21 protein-coding genes are annotated in these 18,034 nt (G+C 69.5%); 13 read left to right on the forward strand and 8 right to left on the reverse strand.

The window, feature by feature from the left end:
• Window positions 1-53: 53 nt before the first annotated feature.
• Window positions 54-773, reverse strand: coding sequence for an IclR family transcriptional regulator (locus tag ABN028_RS18040; RefSeq protein WP_349326233.1), 720 nt, complete (start codon window positions 771-773; stop codon window positions 54-56).
• A gap of 144 nt (window positions 774-917) precedes the next feature.
• Between ABN028_RS18040 and leuC the strand changes: the two genes are divergently transcribed.
• The 3 genes from leuC to ABN028_RS18055 all read left to right on the forward strand — a co-directional run bounded on the left by leuC (window position 918) and on the right by ABN028_RS18055 (window position 4,103).
• Window positions 918-2,324 carry a 3-isopropylmalate dehydratase large subunit gene (leuC, locus tag ABN028_RS18045; RefSeq protein WP_349697369.1) on the forward strand — a complete coding sequence of 469 codons (1,407 nt, stop codon included), beginning with the start codon at window positions 918-920 and terminating at the stop codon, window positions 2,322-2,324.
• Window positions 2,325-2,360: 36 nt separating this feature from the next.
• Entirely contained in the window at window positions 2,361-2,972 is a 612-nt protein-coding gene (gene leuD / locus ABN028_RS18050; protein WP_349326235.1) for a 3-isopropylmalate dehydratase small subunit, read from the forward strand.
• Between the two features lie 609 nt (window positions 2,973-3,581).
• Window positions 3,582-4,103, forward strand: a complete 522-nt coding sequence (locus ABN028_RS18055) for an HU family DNA-binding protein (RefSeq protein ID WP_349326236.1) — start codon at window positions 3,582-3,584, stop codon at window positions 4,101-4,103.
• An 80-nt stretch (window positions 4,104-4,183) separates the two neighbouring features.
• Here ABN028_RS18055 and ABN028_RS18060 read toward each other — a convergent pair whose 3' ends face one another.
• Window positions 4,184-4,393, reverse strand: a complete 210-nt coding sequence (locus ABN028_RS18060; protein ID WP_349326237.1) for a cold-shock protein — start codon at window positions 4,391-4,393, stop codon at window positions 4,184-4,186.
• A gap of 65 nt (window positions 4,394-4,458) precedes the next feature.
• Window positions 4,459-5,139, reverse strand: coding sequence for a 2-phospho-L-lactate guanylyltransferase (cofC, locus tag ABN028_RS18065; RefSeq protein ID WP_349326238.1), 681 nt, complete (start codon window positions 5,137-5,139; stop codon window positions 4,459-4,461).
• Between the two features lie 140 nt (window positions 5,140-5,279).
• Here cofC and ABN028_RS18070 point away from each other — a divergent pair, with 140 nt between their 5' ends.
• Window positions 5,280-6,131, forward strand: a complete 852-nt coding sequence (locus tag ABN028_RS18070; RefSeq protein WP_349326239.1) for a lysophospholipid acyltransferase family protein — start codon at window positions 5,280-5,282, stop codon at window positions 6,129-6,131.
• A gap of 92 nt (window positions 6,132-6,223) precedes the next feature.
• Here the strand turns inward: ABN028_RS18070 and ABN028_RS18075 are convergent, their stop codons facing one another.
• Entirely contained in the window at window positions 6,224-7,372 is a 1,149-nt protein-coding gene (locus ABN028_RS18075; RefSeq protein ID WP_349697370.1) for a trans-sulfuration enzyme family protein, read from the reverse strand.
• A 75-nt stretch (window positions 7,373-7,447) separates the two neighbouring features.
• Here ABN028_RS18075 and ABN028_RS18080 point away from each other — a divergent pair, with 75 nt between their 5' ends.
• Window positions 7,448-8,620: a D-alanine--D-alanine ligase family protein gene (locus tag ABN028_RS18080; protein ID WP_349697371.1), complete on the forward strand. Its 1,173-nt coding sequence runs from the start codon at window positions 7,448-7,450 to the stop codon at window positions 8,618-8,620.
• A 22-nt stretch (window positions 8,621-8,642) separates the two neighbouring features.
• On the opposite strand, the gene ABN028_RS18085 is transcribed toward ABN028_RS18080, so the two are convergent.
• Window positions 8,643-9,083 (reverse strand): DUF3515 domain-containing protein, encoded by a 441-nt coding sequence (locus ABN028_RS18085; protein WP_349326242.1) that lies wholly within the window; start codon window positions 9,081-9,083, stop codon window positions 8,643-8,645.
• A gap of 53 nt (window positions 9,084-9,136) precedes the next feature.
• A complete protein-coding gene (locus ABN028_RS18090; RefSeq protein WP_502877533.1) occupies window positions 9,137-9,373 on the reverse strand; it encodes an Lrp/AsnC family transcriptional regulator in 237 nt (78 codons plus the stop codon).
• A 310-nt stretch (window positions 9,374-9,683) separates the two neighbouring features.
• Between ABN028_RS18090 and ABN028_RS18095 the strand changes: the two genes are divergently transcribed.
• Window positions 9,684-10,700: a thiamine-phosphate kinase gene (locus ABN028_RS18095; RefSeq protein WP_349326243.1), complete on the forward strand. Its 1,017-nt coding sequence runs from the start codon at window positions 9,684-9,686 to the stop codon at window positions 10,698-10,700.
• 97 nt (window positions 10,701-10,797) lie between these two features.
• Here ABN028_RS18095 and rpmB read toward each other — a convergent pair whose 3' ends face one another.
• The gene (rpmB, locus tag ABN028_RS18100; protein ID WP_349326244.1) at window positions 10,798-11,010 is read right to left on the reverse strand and encodes a 50S ribosomal protein L28; all 213 of its coding nucleotides are present in this window, start codon (window positions 11,008-11,010) and stop codon (window positions 10,798-10,800) included.
• Window positions 11,011-11,374: 364 nt separating this feature from the next.
• Between rpmB and recG the strand changes: the two genes are divergently transcribed.
• Window positions 11,375-13,645 carry an ATP-dependent DNA helicase RecG gene (gene recG / locus ABN028_RS18105; protein WP_349697372.1) on the forward strand — a complete coding sequence of 757 codons (2,271 nt, stop codon included), beginning with the start codon at window positions 11,375-11,377 and terminating at the stop codon, window positions 13,643-13,645.
• Window positions 13,646-13,670: 25 nt separating this feature from the next.
• Here recG and ABN028_RS18110 read toward each other — a convergent pair whose 3' ends face one another.
• Window positions 13,671-14,348 carry an HAD family hydrolase gene (locus ABN028_RS18110; RefSeq protein WP_349697373.1) on the reverse strand — a complete coding sequence of 226 codons (678 nt, stop codon included), beginning with the start codon at window positions 14,346-14,348 and terminating at the stop codon, window positions 13,671-13,673.
• A 157-nt stretch (window positions 14,349-14,505) separates the two neighbouring features.
• On the opposite strand from ABN028_RS18110, the gene rsmD reads away from it, so the two are divergent.
• The 6 genes from rsmD to rnc all read left to right on the forward strand — a co-directional run.
• Window positions 14,506-15,096, forward strand: a complete 591-nt coding sequence (gene rsmD, locus ABN028_RS18115) for a 16S rRNA (guanine(966)-N(2))-methyltransferase RsmD (protein WP_349697374.1) — start codon at window positions 14,506-14,508, stop codon at window positions 15,094-15,096.
• Between the two features lie 12 nt (window positions 15,097-15,108).
• Complete coding sequence (gene coaD / locus ABN028_RS18120; RefSeq protein WP_349326248.1) at window positions 15,109-15,588, forward strand: pantetheine-phosphate adenylyltransferase; 480 nt, start codon at window positions 15,109-15,111, stop codon at window positions 15,586-15,588.
• A gap of 131 nt (window positions 15,589-15,719) precedes the next feature.
• On the forward strand, window positions 15,720-16,358 hold the full coding sequence (locus tag ABN028_RS18125) for a F0F1 ATP synthase subunit B family protein (protein WP_349326249.1): 639 nt from the start codon (window positions 15,720-15,722) through the stop codon (window positions 16,356-16,358).
• Between the two features lie 107 nt (window positions 16,359-16,465).
• Window positions 16,466-17,065: a YceD family protein gene (locus ABN028_RS18130; protein WP_349697375.1), complete on the forward strand. Its 600-nt coding sequence runs from the start codon at window positions 16,466-16,468 to the stop codon at window positions 17,063-17,065.
• Between the two features lie 4 nt (window positions 17,066-17,069).
• Complete coding sequence (rpmF, locus tag ABN028_RS18135; RefSeq protein ID WP_349326251.1) at window positions 17,070-17,261, forward strand: 50S ribosomal protein L32; 192 nt, start codon at window positions 17,070-17,072, stop codon at window positions 17,259-17,261.
• A gap of 26 nt (window positions 17,262-17,287) precedes the next feature.
• A partial coding sequence (rnc, locus tag ABN028_RS18140; protein ID WP_502879188.1) for a ribonuclease III occupies window positions 17,288-18,034 on the forward strand: 747 nt, incomplete at its 3' end.

The raw sequence follows: 18,034 nt of genomic DNA on the forward strand, positions 1-18,034 counted from the left end.
CTGGCCTGCGCTGCAACCGTGTGCCGGTAGGGCGGTTCCGGCCCGGCAGGTGCTTACTCGGCGGCTCGGCGGAGGGACTCGGAGAGGCGTTCGGCGGCCGCCATCACCGCAGGCGCGTGCATCCGACCCGGCTGCCGAGACAGCCGCTCCAGCGGACCGGACACCGACACCGCCGCGACGACCTTGCCGGACGGAGAGCGGATCCCGGCCGAGACCGACGCGACCCCCGCCTCCCGTTCCCCGACGCTCTGCGCCCATCCTCGCCGGCGTACGGCCGCCAACGTCGCCGCCGTGAACTTCGCGCCCTGCAGGCCGCGGTGCAGGCGTTCAGGCTCCTCCCACGCCAGCAGGATCTGGGCGGCGGAGCCGGCGTGCATGGTGAGTTGGGTGCCAACCGGGATCGTGTCGCGGAGCCCGCTCGGGCGTTCGGCGGCGGCGACACAGACGCGCCCCTCGCCCTGGCGGCGGAAGAGCTGAGCGGATTCCCCCGTGATGTCGCGAAGGCGTGCCAGGACGGGCCCTGCGGCGGCCAGCAGCCGGTCCTCACCGGCCGCGGCGGCCAGCTCCCCGAGCCGGGGACCGAGGATGAACCTCCCCTGCATGTCCCTGGCCACGAGACGGTGATGCTCCAACGCGACCGCCAGCCGGTGGGCTGTCGGCCTGGCCAGACCTGTGACCTGAACCAGCCCGGCGAGGGTGGCCGGACCCGCTTCCAGGGCACCGAGAACGAGCGCCGCCTTGTCAAGAACGCCGACTCCGCTAGAGTTGTCCATGACTCGATATTGCAGTCTCGAATTACGAGACGCAAGCCCAGAACCTGAAAAGGCCAAGGTCTGAAGGGTCGAGAACCAGTCAAACCGGACCCACGTTGGGTCGGGTCGAAACAATTGCGAAAAGACCTGTCTGGAGGCACCACCATGCGGACCACCCTCGCGGAGAAGGTGTGGGAGGAGCACGTCGTACGCCGGAGCGAGGGCGAACCCGACCTGCTCTACATCGACCTCCACCTCGTCCACGAGGTGACGAGTCCGCAGGCGTTCGACGGCCTCCGCCTTGCCGGCCGCGGCGTACGGCGTCCCGACCTCACGATCGCGACCGAGGACCACAACGTCCCCACCCTGGACTTCGACAAGCCGATCGCCGATCCGGTCTCCCGCACCCAGGTCGAGACCCTGCGTCGCAACTGCGAGGAGTTCGGGGTCCGGCTGCACCGGCTCGGCGACGCCGACCAGGGCATCGTGCACATCATCGGCCCGCAGCTCGGCCTCACCCAGCCCGGCATGACGATCGTCTGCGGTGACTCCCACACCTCGACCCACGGAGCCTTTGGCGCGTTGGCGTTCGGCATCGGCACGAGCGAGGTCGAACACGTCCTCGCCACCCAGACCCTGCCCCAGAGTCGTCCGAAGACCATGGCCGTGACGGTCGACGGCCTACCGCCGGAAGGCGTGACGCCGAAGGACCTCGTCCTCGCCCTCATCGCCCAGGTGGGCACCGGCGGCGGGCAGGGGCACGTCGTCGAATACCGCGGCGAAGCCATGCGCGCCATGTCGATGGAAGGCCGGATGACGGTCTGCAACATGTCGATCGAGTGGGGTGCCAAGGCCGGCATGGTGGCGCCGGACGCGACGACCTTCGCCTATCTGGAGGGTCGCCCACACGCCCCGAAGGGCAAGGAATGGGAGGCCGCTCTCGACTACTGGCGTGGCCTCACGACCGACCCCGGCGCGGAGTTCGACCGCGAGGTCCACCTCGACGCGAGCGCCCTGACGCCTTTCGTCACCTGGGGAACCAACCCCGGGCAGGGGGTTCCCCTCGGCGGCGCCGTCCCCCATCCGAGCGACTACGACGACCCGGGCGCACAGGTGTCGGCCGAGCGGGCGCTCGAGTACATGGGCCTCACGCCCGGCACTCCGATGCGCGAGATCACTGTCGACACGGTGTTCCTCGGGTCCTGCACCAACGGCCGGATCGAGGACCTGCGCGCCGCCGCCGACGTGATCCGCGGCCGCAAGGTCGCTCCAGGAGTACGCATGTTGGTGGTTCCGGGTTCGGGCCGCGTACGCCTGCAGGCCGAGGCCGAAGGTCTCGACGTGTTCTTCAAGGACGCGGGAGCCGAATGGCGGGGCGCCGGCTGCTCGATGTGCCTGGGCATGAACCCCGACCAGCTCGCGCCGGGGGAGCGCAGCGCGTCGACCTCCAACCGCAACTTCGAAGGCCGGCAGGGCAAGGGCGGACGTACCCACCTGGTGTCGCCGCTCGTCGCGGCCGCGACCGCCGTCAGTGGCCACCTCGCCTCGCCCGCCGACCTGCCCACGACCTGATCCTCCGCACGATCCGAAGCTGACGGAGCCACAGCCATGGAGAAGTTCACCGTCCACACCGGCAAGGCCGCCCCGCTGCGGCGGTCCAACGTCGACACCGACCAGATCATCCCGGCGGTCTACCTCAAGCGCGTGACGCGGACCGGATTCGGCGACGGGCTCTTCGCCGCCTGGCGGGGCGATCCCGCGTTCGTCCTCAACAAGCCGGAGCACCAGGGAGCCTCGATCCTCGTGGCCGGCCCTGACTTCGGCACCGGATCCTCCCGGGAGCATGCGGTCTGGGCCTTGCAGGACGCCGGCTTCAAGGTCGTCATCGCGGCCCGGTTCGGCGACATCTTCCGCGGCAATGCCGGCAAGGCGGGCCTTCTGGTGGCACTCGTCGACCACAAGATCGTCGAACGCCTGTGGGAGTTGGTCGAACGCGAGCCGGAGACTCCCGTGACCGTCGACCTCGAACAGCGCCTCATCCTTGCCGGCGACGGCCCGGACGCGATCCGGGACTCCTTCGACATCGACGACTACACGCGCTGGCGGTTGCGCGAGGGCCTCGACGACATCGGCATCTCGCTCACGCACGTGGATCTGATCGATGCGTACGAGTCCCAGCGTCCCTCCTTGCGGCCCACGACGCTGCCAGTGAGCTCCTGAACCAGCCGGATCGAGTGGTTCAGGGGTGCGTGTCGCCCGCGACACGCCCGAACGTGACCGACTTCACCTTTTCTTGTTTTCGGCAGATCTGAGGCCGCTCGACGCCGCCCTCGGCACTGCCGAACCCTTGCTCCGATGCGGATCCGACCGATGCCGCCGCAGGTCGTCGACACGGCGGAGTCGCTGCCTGGTTGGGGCTCCGCGGCGGCGGCCTGGCGGGGATCCAAGATCAACCGAAGTCGTAGGTCTCTGCGGTCGGCGTACCTCGAAAGCCCTGTGTGGTAAGGGATATGACGGCATGTAGGCCGCTTGGGACGGCCGCTGGCGCGGGGTCGGTTGGCGACCGGAGGGGTACGAACGGCAGCCGGCCAGGTGGTCCGGGAGGGCCGCCATTCGTCAACGCCAGCAGGCGACATCGGGCCTCCCGCGGCCCGTACCCGAACCCTACGAGCGTCCGACGCGGACCCGGTTCCAAGCACCTCCAGCCGGCCAGAACGCCGCGACACAAGGAGCATCCGGGTGAAGGTTATTGAGTAAGAGCGATACATTCCCTAACGTGCGCATGAATCGAGCGCAGGCTCGTACGATCCCGTTCACCGGAGGGAAGCAGTGAACAAATCTCAGTTGGTCGAGACGCTGGCAACGCGTTTCGAGGGCAACAAGAAGGACGCGCAGCACGCGCTCGAGTCGGTTATCGACGTGATTACGCGCGCTGTGGCGTCAGGCGAGAAGGTCGCCATCACGGGGTTCGGTGCGTTCGAGAAGATCGACCGCCCGTCCCGGATGGTCCGTAACCCCCGCACTGGCGAGCGCAAGCGGGCGAGGAAGACGTCGGTTCCGAAGTTCCGCGCAGGTGCGGAACTCAAGGCCGTCGTGTCCGGCTCCAAGAAGCTGCCAAGGCTCGCGGCCGCGAAGAAGACCGCGACGAAGACGGCAGCCAAGGCGCCCACGGCAAAGCGGGCCGCGACGAAGGCTCCGGCAAAGAAGACCGCCACGCGGTCGCCGGCCAAGCGGGCCGCCACCAAGGTGACCGCCAAGAAGACCGCCACGAAGAAGACGGCGGCCAAGAAGACGACGGCCAAGAAGGCCACCAGCAAGCGCACGCCAGCCAGGCGTGCGGCGAAGCGCTGACTGTCGCCAGCCGCAAGCCGGCAGCAGGCAAAGGGGCCGGCACCTTCCGTTGATGAAGGTGCCGGCCCCTTTGCGTTTCGTCAGTCCGTCAGGGTGTAGATCGTGAGCGAGCGGATCTTGGTCGCGTCGCCGGATCCCTCGACATCGAGTCGAACCCGTTGCCCGATACGCAGGTGCCGCAGGCCTGCGGTGGCGAAGGCCTCAGCGTCATAGGTCAACTCGACCCCGTCATCGGCCAACACCGTGCCGGACCGGGTCTCAGGATCGAACGAACGCACCGTCGCCTGCATGGCGCGAAGTCTATGCGCCCGGCGATGCGAGGACTATTCCCTCCTCGTGCCGAACAAACCCACTGTCACAGCAGAAGCGCGACAGCGGCCCGGGTACGTGCGCCCACCCCCAGGGTCAACGCGTCCATGAGGTCGGCCTCGGTGTCGACATCGCGGCGTACGGAGGTCATCGCGGGCAGGTCCAACTCCACCGCGCCGGAGGCGAGATGAGCCGCACGGGACGCACCACCGAAGCGGGGGGAGAACTCCGCCGTCCCTGCAGCGCAGTACAAGGTCGTACCGACGGCGTCGGCATCGGCCACGAACGACGTGGGATGTGCCAGCGCGGCATCGAGCACCGGCGCGAGCTCGTCCGGACGAAGTGCGGGCAGATCGCCCAGCATCGCTGCCACGGCACAGCCTGGCCGGCGGGCCCGCGCGCGTGCGGCGCCATGGCGGAGGGCGGCGTTGAGGCCTTCCTCCGGTTCGTCGGAGATGACGATGGCGCCGATCGCTGACAGGGCGGCACCCGACTCGTGATCATGGGTGACAGCAAGGACGTCAACCACGACAGGGCATGCCATCGCGGCGGTGACCGTGTCGAGTGCCATCGCCCGGGCAAGGTCGGTCCGGTGCTCTCCGGCGAACGGAGCAAGCCTGGACTTTCCGACCGTCGCCGGCTTGACGGGCACCACGAGGGTCCAGCCGGCCCCACCGCGGTGATCGGGGGAACTGCCGCTGCCGTTGGCACGTTCTAGCAAAGACATCGACGTCGATCCTCTCAAGTCCCAGCCCACCGGCGATCCGCAGGACTCCCGGCAGAGCACCCCGGACCCGCTGCTCGACACCACACCAGGCGTCGTTCAGACTGTGGCGGGCGAACGTAGGGTTTCCAGGACCTCGTGCCATGCGCGCCCTGACCGACCGCCCACGCCCGTCACCCCACACCGCGCGGGCCGACGAGGAGGACAGAGTGCCGCCGCCGCAGACCCCGTCACCGAAGACCCTGCCGTCACCGAAGACCGGCTTCTGCTACGACCTGGCCGCCGCGGCTGTCGTGCCCTTCATGCGTACGTTGACCAGGCGCGAGTGGCGAGGCACCGAGCACATTCCCGCCAAAGGTGGCATCGTCGCCGTCACCAACCACTTGTCGTACTTCGACCCGATCGCCATCGGGCATTTCCTGCACACCTCCGGCCGCCCGCCGCGATTCCTCGCCAAGGCGAGCCTGTTCAACATTCCTGTGGTGGGGAAGTTCCTGCGCTCGGCCGGACAGATCCCGGTGCACCGCGAGAAGCGCACCGCCGGCGACGCTCTCGCCGAGGCCTGCTCCGCGATCGACGAGGGGGAGTGTGTCGTGGTCTATCCGGAAGGGACGATCACCCGTGACCCCTCGCTGTGGCCGATGGTCGGCAAGACCGGAGCCGTACGCATCGCCCTTCGTACCGGTTGCGAGATCGTTCCCATCGCGCAGTGGGGGGCCCAGGACGTGCTTCTGCCGTACGCCAAGTTCCCGCGCCTGCTTCCACGCAAGACGATGCGGATGGCGGCGGGACCACCGGTGGATCTCTCGGCGTTCCGCGGCGACCAGGCAACCCCGTCGCTGTTGAAGAAGGCGACCGTGGTCGTGATGGACGCGATCACCGCGCTGCTCGCCGAGCTACGTGGGCAGGAGGCGCCGAACGACCCGTTCGATCCGAGCAAGTTCGACGTGCCCTCGATCGGAAACCCGTACAAGAAGCGGATTCACCAGCGATGATGGTGCCCTTCATCCGATAGCTCCGTGTGAGGGTGCCTTCATCCAGTGCCCGATTGGTGGAGGGTGCCCCTCATCCAATCGGCGGGGCGCGGTCAGCCTGACCGGTCGACGAGTTGGTCGAGGGCGGTCGAGAGGTCGGTCCAGAGGTCGTCGACGTCCTCGATCCCGACGCTCATCCGGACGAGGTTGTCTGGAATCGTCGCTACCTCGGTCGCCCAGCGCCGTCGGCGCTCGAACGTCGACTCCACGCCGCCGAGGCTCGTCGCGTGCACCCACAGCCGGGTCGTTCGGGTGAGGGCGTCCGCCGCCGCCGCACCGCCACGCAACTCGATCGCGATGATCCCGCCGTACGCCCGCATCTGCGCCGTCGCGCGCCCGTGCCCAGGATCGGACGCCAGCCCTGGATAGCGCACCCGTTCCACAGCCGGATGGGCGGCGAGGCGTTCGGCCAGGGTGACCGCGTTGGCGCAGGAGCGCTCCACGCGGAGATGGAGAGTACGCATGCCGCGCAAGGCGAGCCACGTCTCGAACGGCCCCGGTATCGCTCCGATCTTCCTCCGCCGGCTCGCGAGCTCCTCGGACAACTCGTCACCGCGCGGGGTCGGGGCCGTCACCAGTGCACCGAGTACGACGTCGCTGTGCCCGGCGAGAAACTTCGTCGCCGAGTGCACGACGACATCGGCGCCTGCGTCAAGGGGTCGTTGCAGGAGCGGGGTCGCGAACGTGTTGTCGACGGCGACGACGGCCCCCGCCTCCCGCCCGGCCGCGCACAGCGTGGGCAGATCCGCCACCTCGAGCGCCGGGTTCGTCGGCGACTCGACGAGGACCAGATGGGCGCCCGGCATCGCCCGGCGTACCGCCTCGGTGTCGGCGATGTCGACCAGCCGTGCCTCTCCGAGCCGGCCGGACGTCGTGAGATCGGCGAGCTGTCCCACGGTGCCCAGGTAGGCGTGGCGGGGGGCCACGACGATGCCACCCACAGGCACCAGGTCGAGCACGGTGGCGATCGCGGCGAGCCCCGACGCGTACGCAAGGGCCCGCCCGCCCTCCAGGCCCCCCAGGACCTCCTCGAACGCCTCCCAGGTGGGGTTGGCATACCTCCCGTACTCCAGCGCGCCTCCGGCGACGTAGGTCGAGGCCAGGGTCAAGGGCGGGTTCAGCGGGGCGTCCGGCTCGTGCGCGGGGCGTCCGGCGGTCACTGTGAGTGTCGAGGGGGTGAGCGTCTCGGGGAGTTCGCGCATATGCCGATTCTTCCTGACTCATTGCCCGGCTCAACCGCTGACATTTCGCTGCCCCTGCCGAGTAGGGTCAGGGCGATGAGCGAGTTCGAGCGGAGCCTGTCGCCCCGAGCACTACCCGACGACGGGCCGTCTCCAACCGATGCCAAGCCCCGGGTGGCTGTCGTCTTCGGCGGGCGCAGTTCGGAGCATGCCGTCTCCTGCTCCACCGCGGGCAGTGTGCTGCGTGTCCTCGACCGGGACCGGTACGACGTGATCCCCATCGGCATCACCCTCGACGGGCGCTGGGTCCTCGAACGCGATGAACCCGAACACCTCGCCATCCAGGCGGGCCACCTTCCCGAGGTCGACGAGAAGGGTGCCGCCGTCGTGCTCTCCAACGACGCGGACAAAGGGCTCGTCGCCCTCGACCCTGCCTCCGGGCCGAGCAGTCTCGGCGAGGTCGATGTCGTTTTCCCCCTGCTGCACGGGCCTTTCGGCGAGGACGGCACCCTGCAGGGTCTGCTCGAGATGGCGGGCGTGCGCTACGTCGGCGCCGGCGTGCTGGCCAGCGCGATCGCCATGGACAAGCACTACGCCAAGCAGATCTTCGCCGCCAACGCCATTCCCGTGGCGCCCTACACCGTGCTCAAGCCCGGTGCCTGGGACCGCGACCGCCCCGCCTGCGAAGAGGCGGTTGCCTCGCTCGGCTACCCCGTCTTCGTCAAACCGACTCGCGGCGGATCGAGCATCGGCATCACCAAGGTGGGCCGGCCCGGCGACCTCGCCGACGCGGTGGAGAAGGCGCGCCAGTTCGACCCCAAGGTGCTCGTCGAGGCCGCGGTCGAGAACGCCCGCGAGATCGAGTGCGGCGTCCTGGATCGCCTCGACGGCGGCCGGCCGGAGGCGAGTGTCGTGGCCGAGATCCGGTGCGACACGGAGTTCGAGTTCTACGACTTCGAGGCGAAGTACCTCGACGACGAGGAGCACGTCAACCTGGAGGTGCCGGCCGACCTCGACGACGCGGTAGCCGACGAGGTACGCGCGCTCGCCGTCAAGGCATTCGACGCGGTCTCGGCCGAGGGGCTGGCCCGGGTCGACTTCTTCCTGCGCCAGGACGGCACCGTGATCCTCAACGAGATCAACACGATGCCCGGCTTCACTCCGTACTCCATGTTCCCGCGGATGTGGGCCGCCACCGGACTCGACTATCCCGCTCTGGTCGACCGGCTGATCCAGCTCGCCCTGCAGCGCCCCACCGGCCTGCGCTAGGACTCGCCGGGCGCGGATCGCGCTACTGGCACGGCTTCACCTGGCGCACACGGCGGTCGACGCTTGACGCGAGGTCGACCAGCGAATCGGCGGCAGGGTCGTACGCCTCTGGCACGGCGACCTCGACATAGGTCGCCCGCCCGACTGTGGTGAAGATCGTCCCGCGGGTCGCCTTCTCCGCGTACCATCCGACGCCGTTGATCTCGAAACACTCCGAGGTCGGTGTCAGCGCCTCGGGGCGGGCTACGCCGCAGCGCAACGTGATCGGCGGGTCGCCCCACGCCGCGGCCAGGGCTTCCGGTGGCTCCACCCGACGGGCCTTGCCACCGCCGACGTTGGCCGGAAGATCGTCGATCAGCGCCCGACACGCTCCCTTCGCCGCCCCACTCGGCTCCGGTGGCTCGACGCTCACCGGCCCCTGGCCGCAGCCGGTCAGGGCGAACGCCAGCGCCACACCCACCACGAGCGCGGACGTACGAAGGAATCCCGGCGTAGGACAGCGAAGAATGGCCGGACCTAGATATGGACGACGGGACAGGTGAGGGTCCGGGTGATCCCGGTGACCCCCTGCACCTTGGCGACGACGAGTCGACCCAGCTCGTCGACGTTGGTCGCCTCGGCACGGACGATCACGTCATAGGGCCCGGTGACGTCTTCGGCGAGGGTGACACCTTTGATGCGGGCAATCTGCTCTGCGACTTCGGCCGCCTTGCCGACTTCGGTCTGGATCAGGATGTAGGCCTGGACCACCACTGGTCGTCCTCCCGGGCTCGTGGCGCAGTACTCAGCGCTGGCGCGCATTCATGACGTACGCCCTGATACCGCCACCACGCGGTAGCGTCGTCGCGGAGCTCCAGGGGATCACGTCGTGGTCACGCTATCGCGGGACGTGCCACCCCGCGCGGCTCGGCCCAGCTGTCGGCCCAGCTGTCGGCCCAGCTGTCGGCGCTGCCGCGGGCCCAGTTTGGCAGTGGAGCCAGGTGCAGTGGAGCCGGTTGAACAGTGGAGCCAGGTGGCAGTGGAGCCGGTTGAACGGTGGAGCCGGCCGGGAGGGAGCGACGAGGTGGGCACGCCCGCAGGGGGACATGGCGAGACTCTCAGCGAGCTCGGTGAGTTCGGACTCATCGACATCTTCCGAGCCAGGTTGCCGGTCGGTCCGGGCGTCGAGCTCGGGCCCGGTGACGACGCGGCGGTGGTGGCCGCGCCAGACGGTCGGATCGTGGCGACCACCGACATGCTCGTCGAGGGCCGGCACTTCCGTCGCGACTGGTCAGGCGCCTATGACGTGGGCCGGAAGGCGGCGGCGCAGAATCTCGCCGACCTCGCCGCCATGGGTGCCGCACCCACGGCGCTCCTGGTCAGCTTCGGCGCGCCCGGCGACCTGCCGGCGCAGTGGGCGATCGAGTTCACCGACGGCCTACGCGACGAGTGTGACCTGGTGGGTGCGTCCGTCGCGGGTGGCGACGTCGTGTCCTCGCCGGCGGTGGTGGTAGGGATCACCGCGTTGGGCTCGCTGGAGGGGCGTCGCCCGCTCACCCGGTCCGGAGCACGCCCCGGCGACCTGGTGGCCGTCTGTGGCCGGCTCGGCTGGTCCGCGGCGGGACTCGCCGTACTAGGCCGGGGGTTCCGGTCGCCGCGGGTCGTGGTGGAGGCGCATCGCCGGCCGCAGCCGCCGTACGACGCGGGACCGGAGGCGGCGGGTCTCGGCGCGACGGCGCTCGTCGACGTCAGCGACGGACTCCTCGCCGACCTCGAGCACGTCGCCCGCGCGAGTGGCGTACGCATCGATGTGGACTCCAGCACCCTCGAGATCGGCGAACCGCTCCAGGCCGTGGCGGCGGCGATCGGTGTCGAGCCGCTGTCGTTCGTTCTGACCGGCGGGGAGGACCATGCGCTCGCCGGGACGTTCGGTCCGGACGTGGTGCTCCCAGCGCGCTGGACCGTGATCGGCCGCGTGTGCGCGGCGGGGGACGCAGACCTCGCCGCGGAGCCGGCGATGGCGACCGCGCCGACCGGTCCGCTCGTCACTGTCGACGGCGTGGCCCACGAAGGGCGGGCCGGTCACGAACACTTCCGTTGAAGGTCTGGGTGCCCGGCGCGGGCGTCCGAGGACGGCAAACGGCCGGCCATCCCGGACGGAACGGCCGGCCGTCGTGAGACCGGAGCAGGGTTTGGGGTCAGCGGCTGACCTTGCCCGCCTTGAGGCACGAGGTGCAGACGTTGAGGCGCTTCGGCGTGCCCTCGACGGTCGCGTGCACCCGCTGGATGTTGGGCTCGAACCGCCGAGCGGTGCGGGCCTTGACCTTCCGCTTCAGTGCGCGCGTACCCGTGCGGGCCACGTTGTTGCCGAACCTGGGACCCTTGCCACAAACGTCGCAGACGGCAGCCACGGCAGACACTCCTGTGCAGATTCTGGATATGGACGGTCGCCCGGCCGATCGGCGGTCGAGGGTGGCACGCACGGAAGTGACACGTACCGGCCGCGCCGACGGGGGCAACCGGTCGAGAGTATCCGACCAGGGCCACGACGCGCCAACCGGGGCGGTGGGGGTGGTGATCGGTACTCTCGCGGAGCATGAGCCCGCCGACGGGATCACGGGAGTGCCACGCGCCCATGGCCAGGCACGCTGGCGATAGGCTCGCCGATGAGGTGATCGGCCGGATCCGTGCCGCCCGAGGTCGACGCGTTCAGCTACGCCGGCGGCCAACCGCACCCAATCCAGGAATGTGGCCCCTGCGGATCGGGGTGGAGTGATGGCAAAAGTCCTTCCGTTGAAGTCCAAGACGACGCTGGGCACCCACCTGGCTGGTGTCCTCAGCGAGGGCGCGGCGCGTGGCCTGCGCGACCGCCTCGACATCGAGACCGTCGGCGACCTGCTGCGGCACTATCCACGCCGTTACGTCCAGCGCGGTGAACTCACCAACCTCGACGATCTCCGCGTCGGCGACGAGGTCACCGTCATGGCGGAGATCGCCTCGGTCACGGGCCGTCCGATCAAGATGAAGAACCGCCCGCGCAAGGGCCACATCCTCGAGGTCGTCGTCACCGACGGCCGCGGCAGGCTGTCGTTGACGTTCTTCAACCAGGCGTGGCGGGGTCACCAGCTGCAGGTCGGCCTGCGCGGGCTGTTCGCCGGCAAGGTGGAGGCCTTCCGCAGCAAACGCCAGCTCACCCACCCTGACTTCGTACTCCTCACCGATGACGAGGACTTCGACAACAACCTCACCGAGGCGTTCGCCGGGCAGCTGATGCCGATCTATCCGGCGACCACGCAGGTGGCCACGTGGACCATTGCCCGGTGCGTACGCAGGACCCTCGACGCGCTGGAGATGGTGCCGGACCCGATTCCGGCCGAGATCCGCGAACGGCACGGCCTGCTGGGTCTGCGCGACGCGTTCTTCGCCCTGCACCGGCCCGCTTCGCAGTCCGACGTCACCGCAGCCAGGAAGCGGTTCCGCTTCGAGGAGGCGTTCGTCCTCCAGGTCGAGTTGGCCCGGCGCCGGTCGGCGGCGCGGGAGCTGCCGGCCACACCGCGGGTCGCGCGAACCGACGGCGTACTGGCGGCGTTCGACGGGCGCCTTCCGTTCGAGCTCACGGCGGGTCAGCGCGCGGTCGGCGAGGCGATCGAGCACGACCTCGCCCGCGATCACCCGATGCAGCGCCTGCTCCAGGGCGAGGTCGGTAGCGGCAAGACGGTCTGTGCGGTCCGCGCGGTGCTGGCGGTTGTCGACGCCGGGGGACAGGCGGCCCTGCTGGCGCCGACGGAGGTTCTCGCCCAGCAGCATCACCGCTCGATCACGCAGTTGCTCGGCCCGCTCGCCGAACGCGGGCTGCTCGGCGGCTCCGACCAGGGCACCCGGGTCGTCCTGTTGACCGGCGGACAGAGCACGGCCACCCGCCGCAAGGCGCTGCTCGACATCGCGTCCGGCGAGGCCGGCCTGGTCATCGGCACGCACGCGCTGCTCGAAGATCAGGTGATGTTCGCCGATCTGGGGCTCGTGGTGATCGACGAGCAGCACCGGTTCGGAGTGGAGCAGCGCGCCGCGCTCACCGAGAAGGCGGGCGGTGCCCCGCCGCACGTCCTGGTGATGACGGCCACGCCGATTCCACGTACAGTCGCCATGACGGTGTTCGGCGATCTCGAGGTCTCGACGCTCACCGAGCTGCCGAAGGGCAGGGGGGCGATCCAGACCACCGTCGTTCCCATCGCCGACAAGCCGTCCTGGCTCGATCGGGTCTGGGACCGGGTCCGTGAGGAGGTCGCCCAGCGTCGGCAGGCCTACATCGTCTGTCCACGGATCGGCGACGACGGCGACGAGGAGGAGATCGTCCCACCGGACGGCACCAGTCCACCGGTGCTCAAGCTCCTCCAGGGCGGCCGCTCGCGCACCCGGGCGCCGTCGAGCCGGCCCGAGGCGGAGTCTCTGATCGACCTCGCCGCGTCGCTGCGCGCGGGGCCGCTGGCCGACCTCCGCGTCGAGGTGCTGCACGGCCGCCTGGCATCGGATGCCAAGGATGCCGTGATGCGCGACTTCGCGGCCGGCGAGATCGACGTCCTGGTGGCGACGACGGTCATCGAGGTCGGTGTCGACGTTCCCAACGCCTCGACGATGGTCGTGATGGACGCCGACTGGTTCGGGGTGTCCCAGCTCCACCAGCTGCGCGGCCGGGTGGGCCGGGGTGGCCTGCCCGGGCTGTGCCTGCTTGTCACGAACGCGGAGGATGGCACGCCCGCCCGCACACGCCTCGACGCCGTCGCGTCCACGTCCGACGGATTCGAGCTCAGCCGCCTCGACCTCGAGCAGCGCCGCGAAGGCGACGTCCTCGGCGCCGACCAGTCCGGCCGGCGGTCGAGCCTGCGGATGCTGGCCGTGATCCGGGACGAGAGCGTCATCGCCGACGCGCGGGCCGACGCCACCGAGGTCGTCGCCGACGATCCACAGCTGCGTCGCGTGCCGGCCCTGCAGGAGGCGGTCAGGGCGCTGTACGAGGCCGACCGGGCCGACTATCTCGAGAAGACCTGATCTGATCTCCGCGCGCCGCCGATCCTCAGTTGTCCAGGACCGCCGCGAGGCTGGCGATCGTGTCTCCTGTCCAGGTCACCGGGTCGAAGACGTGCGCGTCGGCGTGGTCGGGCATGAGCAGCCGGCGTGGCCGCATCCCGACCGTCGCGGCGCCCACCAACTCGTTGCTGTCGCCGTCACCGACGTAGACGCAGTCGGTGGGCTCGACGCCCAACCGCTCACAGGCACGTAGGTAGATCGCCGGGTCGGGCTTCTTGACGCCGATCTGCACGGAGAACACCGGCGCGTCGACGTGGTCCGCGATCGGCAGCTCGTTCCACACCTCCGGGAGTTCGAGGGTGCAGTCGCTCACCAGACCGACGGCGATGCCACGTTCCCGCAGCGTACGAAGGACCGGCTCGGCGTCTGGTCGGAGGCGTACGTAGTCCCGCTGGGTACGCCGTCGGATCGCGCAGGCGGCCGCGCAGCTCGCGTCGTCCACATCGACACCGCAGGCGGCGGCGAGCCAGCGCATGGTCGACGGAAGGTCGCCATGGCGTCCGCGCGCGCGGCCCGGCCACGAGCGGTGGAGCGCCTCGGCGTAATCGTCGGCCGGGACGCCCAGGGCGGCGGCGACCTCCGCGTGTCCGGTCATGCGTTCGGCCGCCGTGACGCTCTCGGTGAGAGTGCCGAAGAAATCGAAGATCACCGCGCTATGGCCCATGCACAGCAGGATAGGGCTGCACCCGCCGATCCATGATCATGAAAAGAGACAGGCTCTCTACGCCGCAAATCCTTCACGATCACGATCATGATCACCGACATGATCACGGCAGGTCTGGCGCGGGAATCGGGCGCGAGCTTTGAGATGATGGCGGACGATGAGCCGCATCGTCGCGGGTGAGGCCCGCGGACGCCGCCTGGCCGTACCCGACGGGCGTGACACCCGCCCCACCTCCGACCGGGTCCGCGAGGCGTTGTTCGCCTCGCTCGAAGCCGACATCGGCAGCCTGGTCGGTTGTCGCGTCCTCGACCTGTACGCCGGAAGTGGTGCGGTCGGCATCGAAGCCCTCTCCCGGGGCGCCACCGCTGTCGTCCTGGTCGAAACCAACCGTCGTGCCGCGAACGTCATCCGGCAGAACCTCCGTACTGTCGGTCTCCCTGGGGGGCAGGTCCTCACCACCAAGGTGGAGCGACTCATCGCCGAACCGCGCGGCGATCGGCAGGCGTTCGACGTGGTTTTCCTCGACCCGCCGTACGCCATGACCGGCGAAGCATTGGCGGGTGTCCTGACCGGCCTTCTCGCCCACGCGTGGCTCAGTCCCGGTGCCGTCGTCGTCCTGGAACGCTCCACCCGGTCCGGGGAGTTCGGCTGGCCGGACGGATTCGCGGCCGATCGCATGCGACGCTACGGGGATACGACCCTTTGGTACGGTCACGCCGCCGGTGAGGGCGAAGCAGCCGAGGAGTAGGAGGAGGCGTCCGTGCATCGCGCTGTCTGTCCGGGATCGTTCGACCCGGTGACCAACGGCCATCTCGACATCATCGTTCGCGCGGCCCGGCTCTTCGACGAGGTGACCGTCGCCATCGGGGCGAACCCTCGCAAGGAAGGGCTGTTCACGGTCGAGGAACGCATGGAGATGCTGCGGGAGACGACGAAGGACCTCGGGGACGTACGCATCACGACGTTCGACGGCCTGCTCGTCGACTTCTGCCGGGAGCGCGGGATCCAGGCGATCGTCAAAGGCCTGCGCGCGGTCGGCGACTTCGACTATGAACTACAGATGGCCCAGATGAACCTTCGCCTCGCCGGGATCGAGACCGTCTTCGTCCCGACGAGTCCCGAGTACTCTTTCTTGTCATCACGTCTGGTGAAGGAAGTCGCGACCTACGGCGGTGATGTCTCCGGGCTCGTGCCGGATCATGTCCACCGTCTGCTCGCGCAGAGGCTCGGTGAGGGGTGAGCATCGTGGCCGGTCACGGGGGATCCGAACGAACCCGTCCGTCGCGCGGACATCGTGCCCAGCGCGGCTGGCGGCTCGAGGTGCCGGATCCGCCTGATCCGGTACCAGCAGAAGTCCCGGAGGGACCCCCGGTGGACGTGCAACACAAGCTCGACCAGATACGCCGGAACGTCGAGAAGGCGCGCTCGATGCCGATGTCGGCGTCCTGTGTGGTGAATCGCAAGGAACTCCTCGCCAGTCTGGCGGAGGTGCAGCGGCTGCTGCCGAAGGAGTTCGCCGAGGCCGTCGCGGTCATGGAGCACCGCCAGGCCGCGATCGAGCAGGGCCGCGCCGAGGCCGCCCGGCTGGTGGACGAGGCGCGTCGCGAACGGCAGGCCCTCCTCTACAACACCGACATTTACCGCGAAGCGCGCAGAACGGCTGACGAGATGCTCGCGCAGGCGCAGTCCGAGGCGGAGGGGCTTCGCCGTGAGGTCGACGACTACGTCGATCACAAGCTGGCCGGCCTGGAGATCGCTCTCAACAAGACGCTGGCCTCGGTGGCCCAGGGGCGGGACCGGCTCCGGGGGCGGGCGCCCGCCAATCGCCGCGGTGAGGTCCCGCTCTCGCCGCGCGAGGCGGACGAGTACGTCGATCACAAGCTGAGCCGCTTCGAGCACTCGCTGCACAAGACCCTCGACGCGGTGACGAGGGGGCGGGAGCGACTCCGCGACCGCAGCGGCCTCGACACCTACACGGCCGAAGAGGACGCGCCGCCCCTGCCGACCTGAGGGGGTGGGGGTCCGTTTGAGGCTGTCAGCGCTCCTCAGGTACCCTCGGTAGCCGGTCTCATTCGCAGGCCAGGCCAGTCATGTGCAACGACGAAAGCTAGGACGCCTTGAGCACCGTTGACCCTCAGGCGCCGCTCGTGCTCGACATTCGCGAGCTCGGCCGCCGCCCGGGGGCCCAGCGCAAGCTCCGGCTCTCCGTGGACGCACCAGTTGGTCTGGGTACGGATGTGCTCGGCGTTCCCGAGGGCACGACGATCGAGCTGCAGCTTCGGCTCGAGGCGGTGGTCGAGGGTGTGCTCGCGTCCGGCACGGCGTGGGTGCAGCTCGCCGGTGAGTGCGTGCGTTGTCTGGAGGCGATCGAGCAGACGCTCGACGTCGAGTTCCAGGAGCTCTACGCCTATCCTGACAGTGACGTTGAGGACGACGAGGCCAGCCGGCTCGAGGGCGACCTGCTCGATCTCGAACCGGTGATCCGGGACGCGGTGGTGCTCGCGCTGCCGTTCCAGCCGGTGTGCCAGGACGACTGCCCTGGGCTCTGCACGGAGTGTGGGGTGCGTCTGGCCGACGACCCTGATCATCGGCACGACCCGGGGATCGACCCCCGCTGGGCCGCCCTCGCGGCTCTCGCGGGTGAGGACCTGGCCGGACATGAACCCACCGACGACGAGAGAGCCGGCTCGACCCGGCGCCCTGATGTAAAGGAGTAGTGCCGTGGCCGTTCCGAAGCGGAGGGTTTCGCGGAGCAACACCCGCAGCCGACGGGCGCAGTGGAAGGCCAGTGCGCCGCAACTCGTCACGTGCGCCAACCCGGCGTGCCGAGCGCGCCACCTGCCGCACCGCGCCTGCCCCGATTGCGGGCAGTACGGTCCTCGTGGCGAGCGTCGTCAGGTCCTCGACGTCTGAGATCGCCTGTGGACAGCGCCGGGGGGTTGACGACGTACGACGAGCTCAACGAAAGGTTCGGGCTCACGCTCGACAGCGCCCTGTTGGAGCGGGCGCTGACGCACCGTTCGTACGCCTACGAGAACGGCGGCCTGCCCACCAACGAGCGGTTGGAGTTCCTGGGCGACTCCGTGCTCGGCCTTGTCATCACCGACGCGCTCTTTCGTACCCACCCTGACCTGTCCGAGGGCCAGCTCGCGAAGCTGCGGGCAGCGGTCGTCAACATGCGTGCACTGGCGGGCGTCGCCCGCGGGCTCGAGCTGGGGAAGTACCTCCGGCTGGGGCGTGGCGAGGAGACGACGGGCGGCCGGGACAAGTCGTCCATCCTGGGCGATGCGGTGGAGGCCGTGATCGGCGCGGTCTATCTCGCGGGCGGGTTCCCACTGGCTGGCGAGTTCGTCCACCGTCTCTTCGACCCGTTGCTCGAGGCCTCGGCGCGGATGGGTGCCGGTCTGGACTGGAAGACCAGCCTGCAGGAGTTGACGGCGCGAGCTTCGCTCGGCGTGCCGGAGTACGTCGTCGACGAGGAGGGTCCCGATCACGAGAAGCTCTTCACCGCGCACGTGGTGGTCGGCGGGACCGACTATGGCGTCGGCTCGGGTCGGAGCAAGAAGGAGGCCGAGCAGCAGGCCGCTGAGGTCGCGTGGACGGCCATCCGTACCCTGATCGGCGAGAGCGCGGACGTCGCCGACGAAGACCCCGGTGGCACCAAGAACTCGCGTACGTCCGGATCC

Source organism: Actinopolymorpha sp. B17G11 (assembly GCF_040196095.1).
In the GTDB taxonomy this organism is placed as follows: domain Bacteria; phylum Actinomycetota; class Actinomycetes; order Propionibacteriales; family Actinopolymorphaceae; genus Thermasporomyces.

Bases quoted from the DNA above. Each gene is read 5' to 3' on its own strand.
- ABN028_RS18040 (WP_349326233.1), bottom strand. From the start codon at position 773: ATGGACAACTCTAGCGGAGTCGGCGTTCTTGACAAGGCGGCGCTCGTT.
- leuC (WP_349697369.1), top strand. From the start codon at position 918: ATGCGGACCACCCTCGCGGAGAAGGTGTGGGAGGAGCACGTCGTACGC.
- leuD (WP_349326235.1), top strand. From the start codon at position 2,361: ATGGAGAAGTTCACCGTCCACACCGGCAAGGCCGCCCCGCTGCGGCGG.
- ABN028_RS18060 (WP_349326237.1), bottom strand. From the start codon at position 4,393: ATGCAGGCGACGGTGCGTTCGTTCGATCCTGAGACCCGGTCCGGCACG.
- cofC (WP_349326238.1), bottom strand. From the start codon at position 5,139: ATGTCTTTGCTAGAACGTGCCAACGGCAGCGGCAGTTCCCCCGATCAC.
- ABN028_RS18070 (WP_349326239.1), top strand. From the start codon at position 5,280: ATGCGCGCCCTGACCGACCGCCCACGCCCGTCACCCCACACCGCGCGG.
- ABN028_RS18075 (WP_349697370.1), bottom strand. From the start codon at position 7,372: ATGCGCGAACTCCCCGAGACGCTCACCCCCTCGACACTCACAGTGACC.
- ABN028_RS18080 (WP_349697371.1), top strand. From the start codon at position 7,448: ATGAGCGAGTTCGAGCGGAGCCTGTCGCCCCGAGCACTACCCGACGAC.
- recG (WP_349697372.1), top strand. From the start codon at position 11,375: ATGGCAAAAGTCCTTCCGTTGAAGTCCAAGACGACGCTGGGCACCCAC.
- ABN028_RS18110 (WP_349697373.1), bottom strand. From the start codon at position 14,348: ATGGGCCATAGCGCGGTGATCTTCGATTTCTTCGGCACTCTCACCGAG.
- rsmD (WP_349697374.1), top strand. From the start codon at position 14,506: ATGAGCCGCATCGTCGCGGGTGAGGCCCGCGGACGCCGCCTGGCCGTA.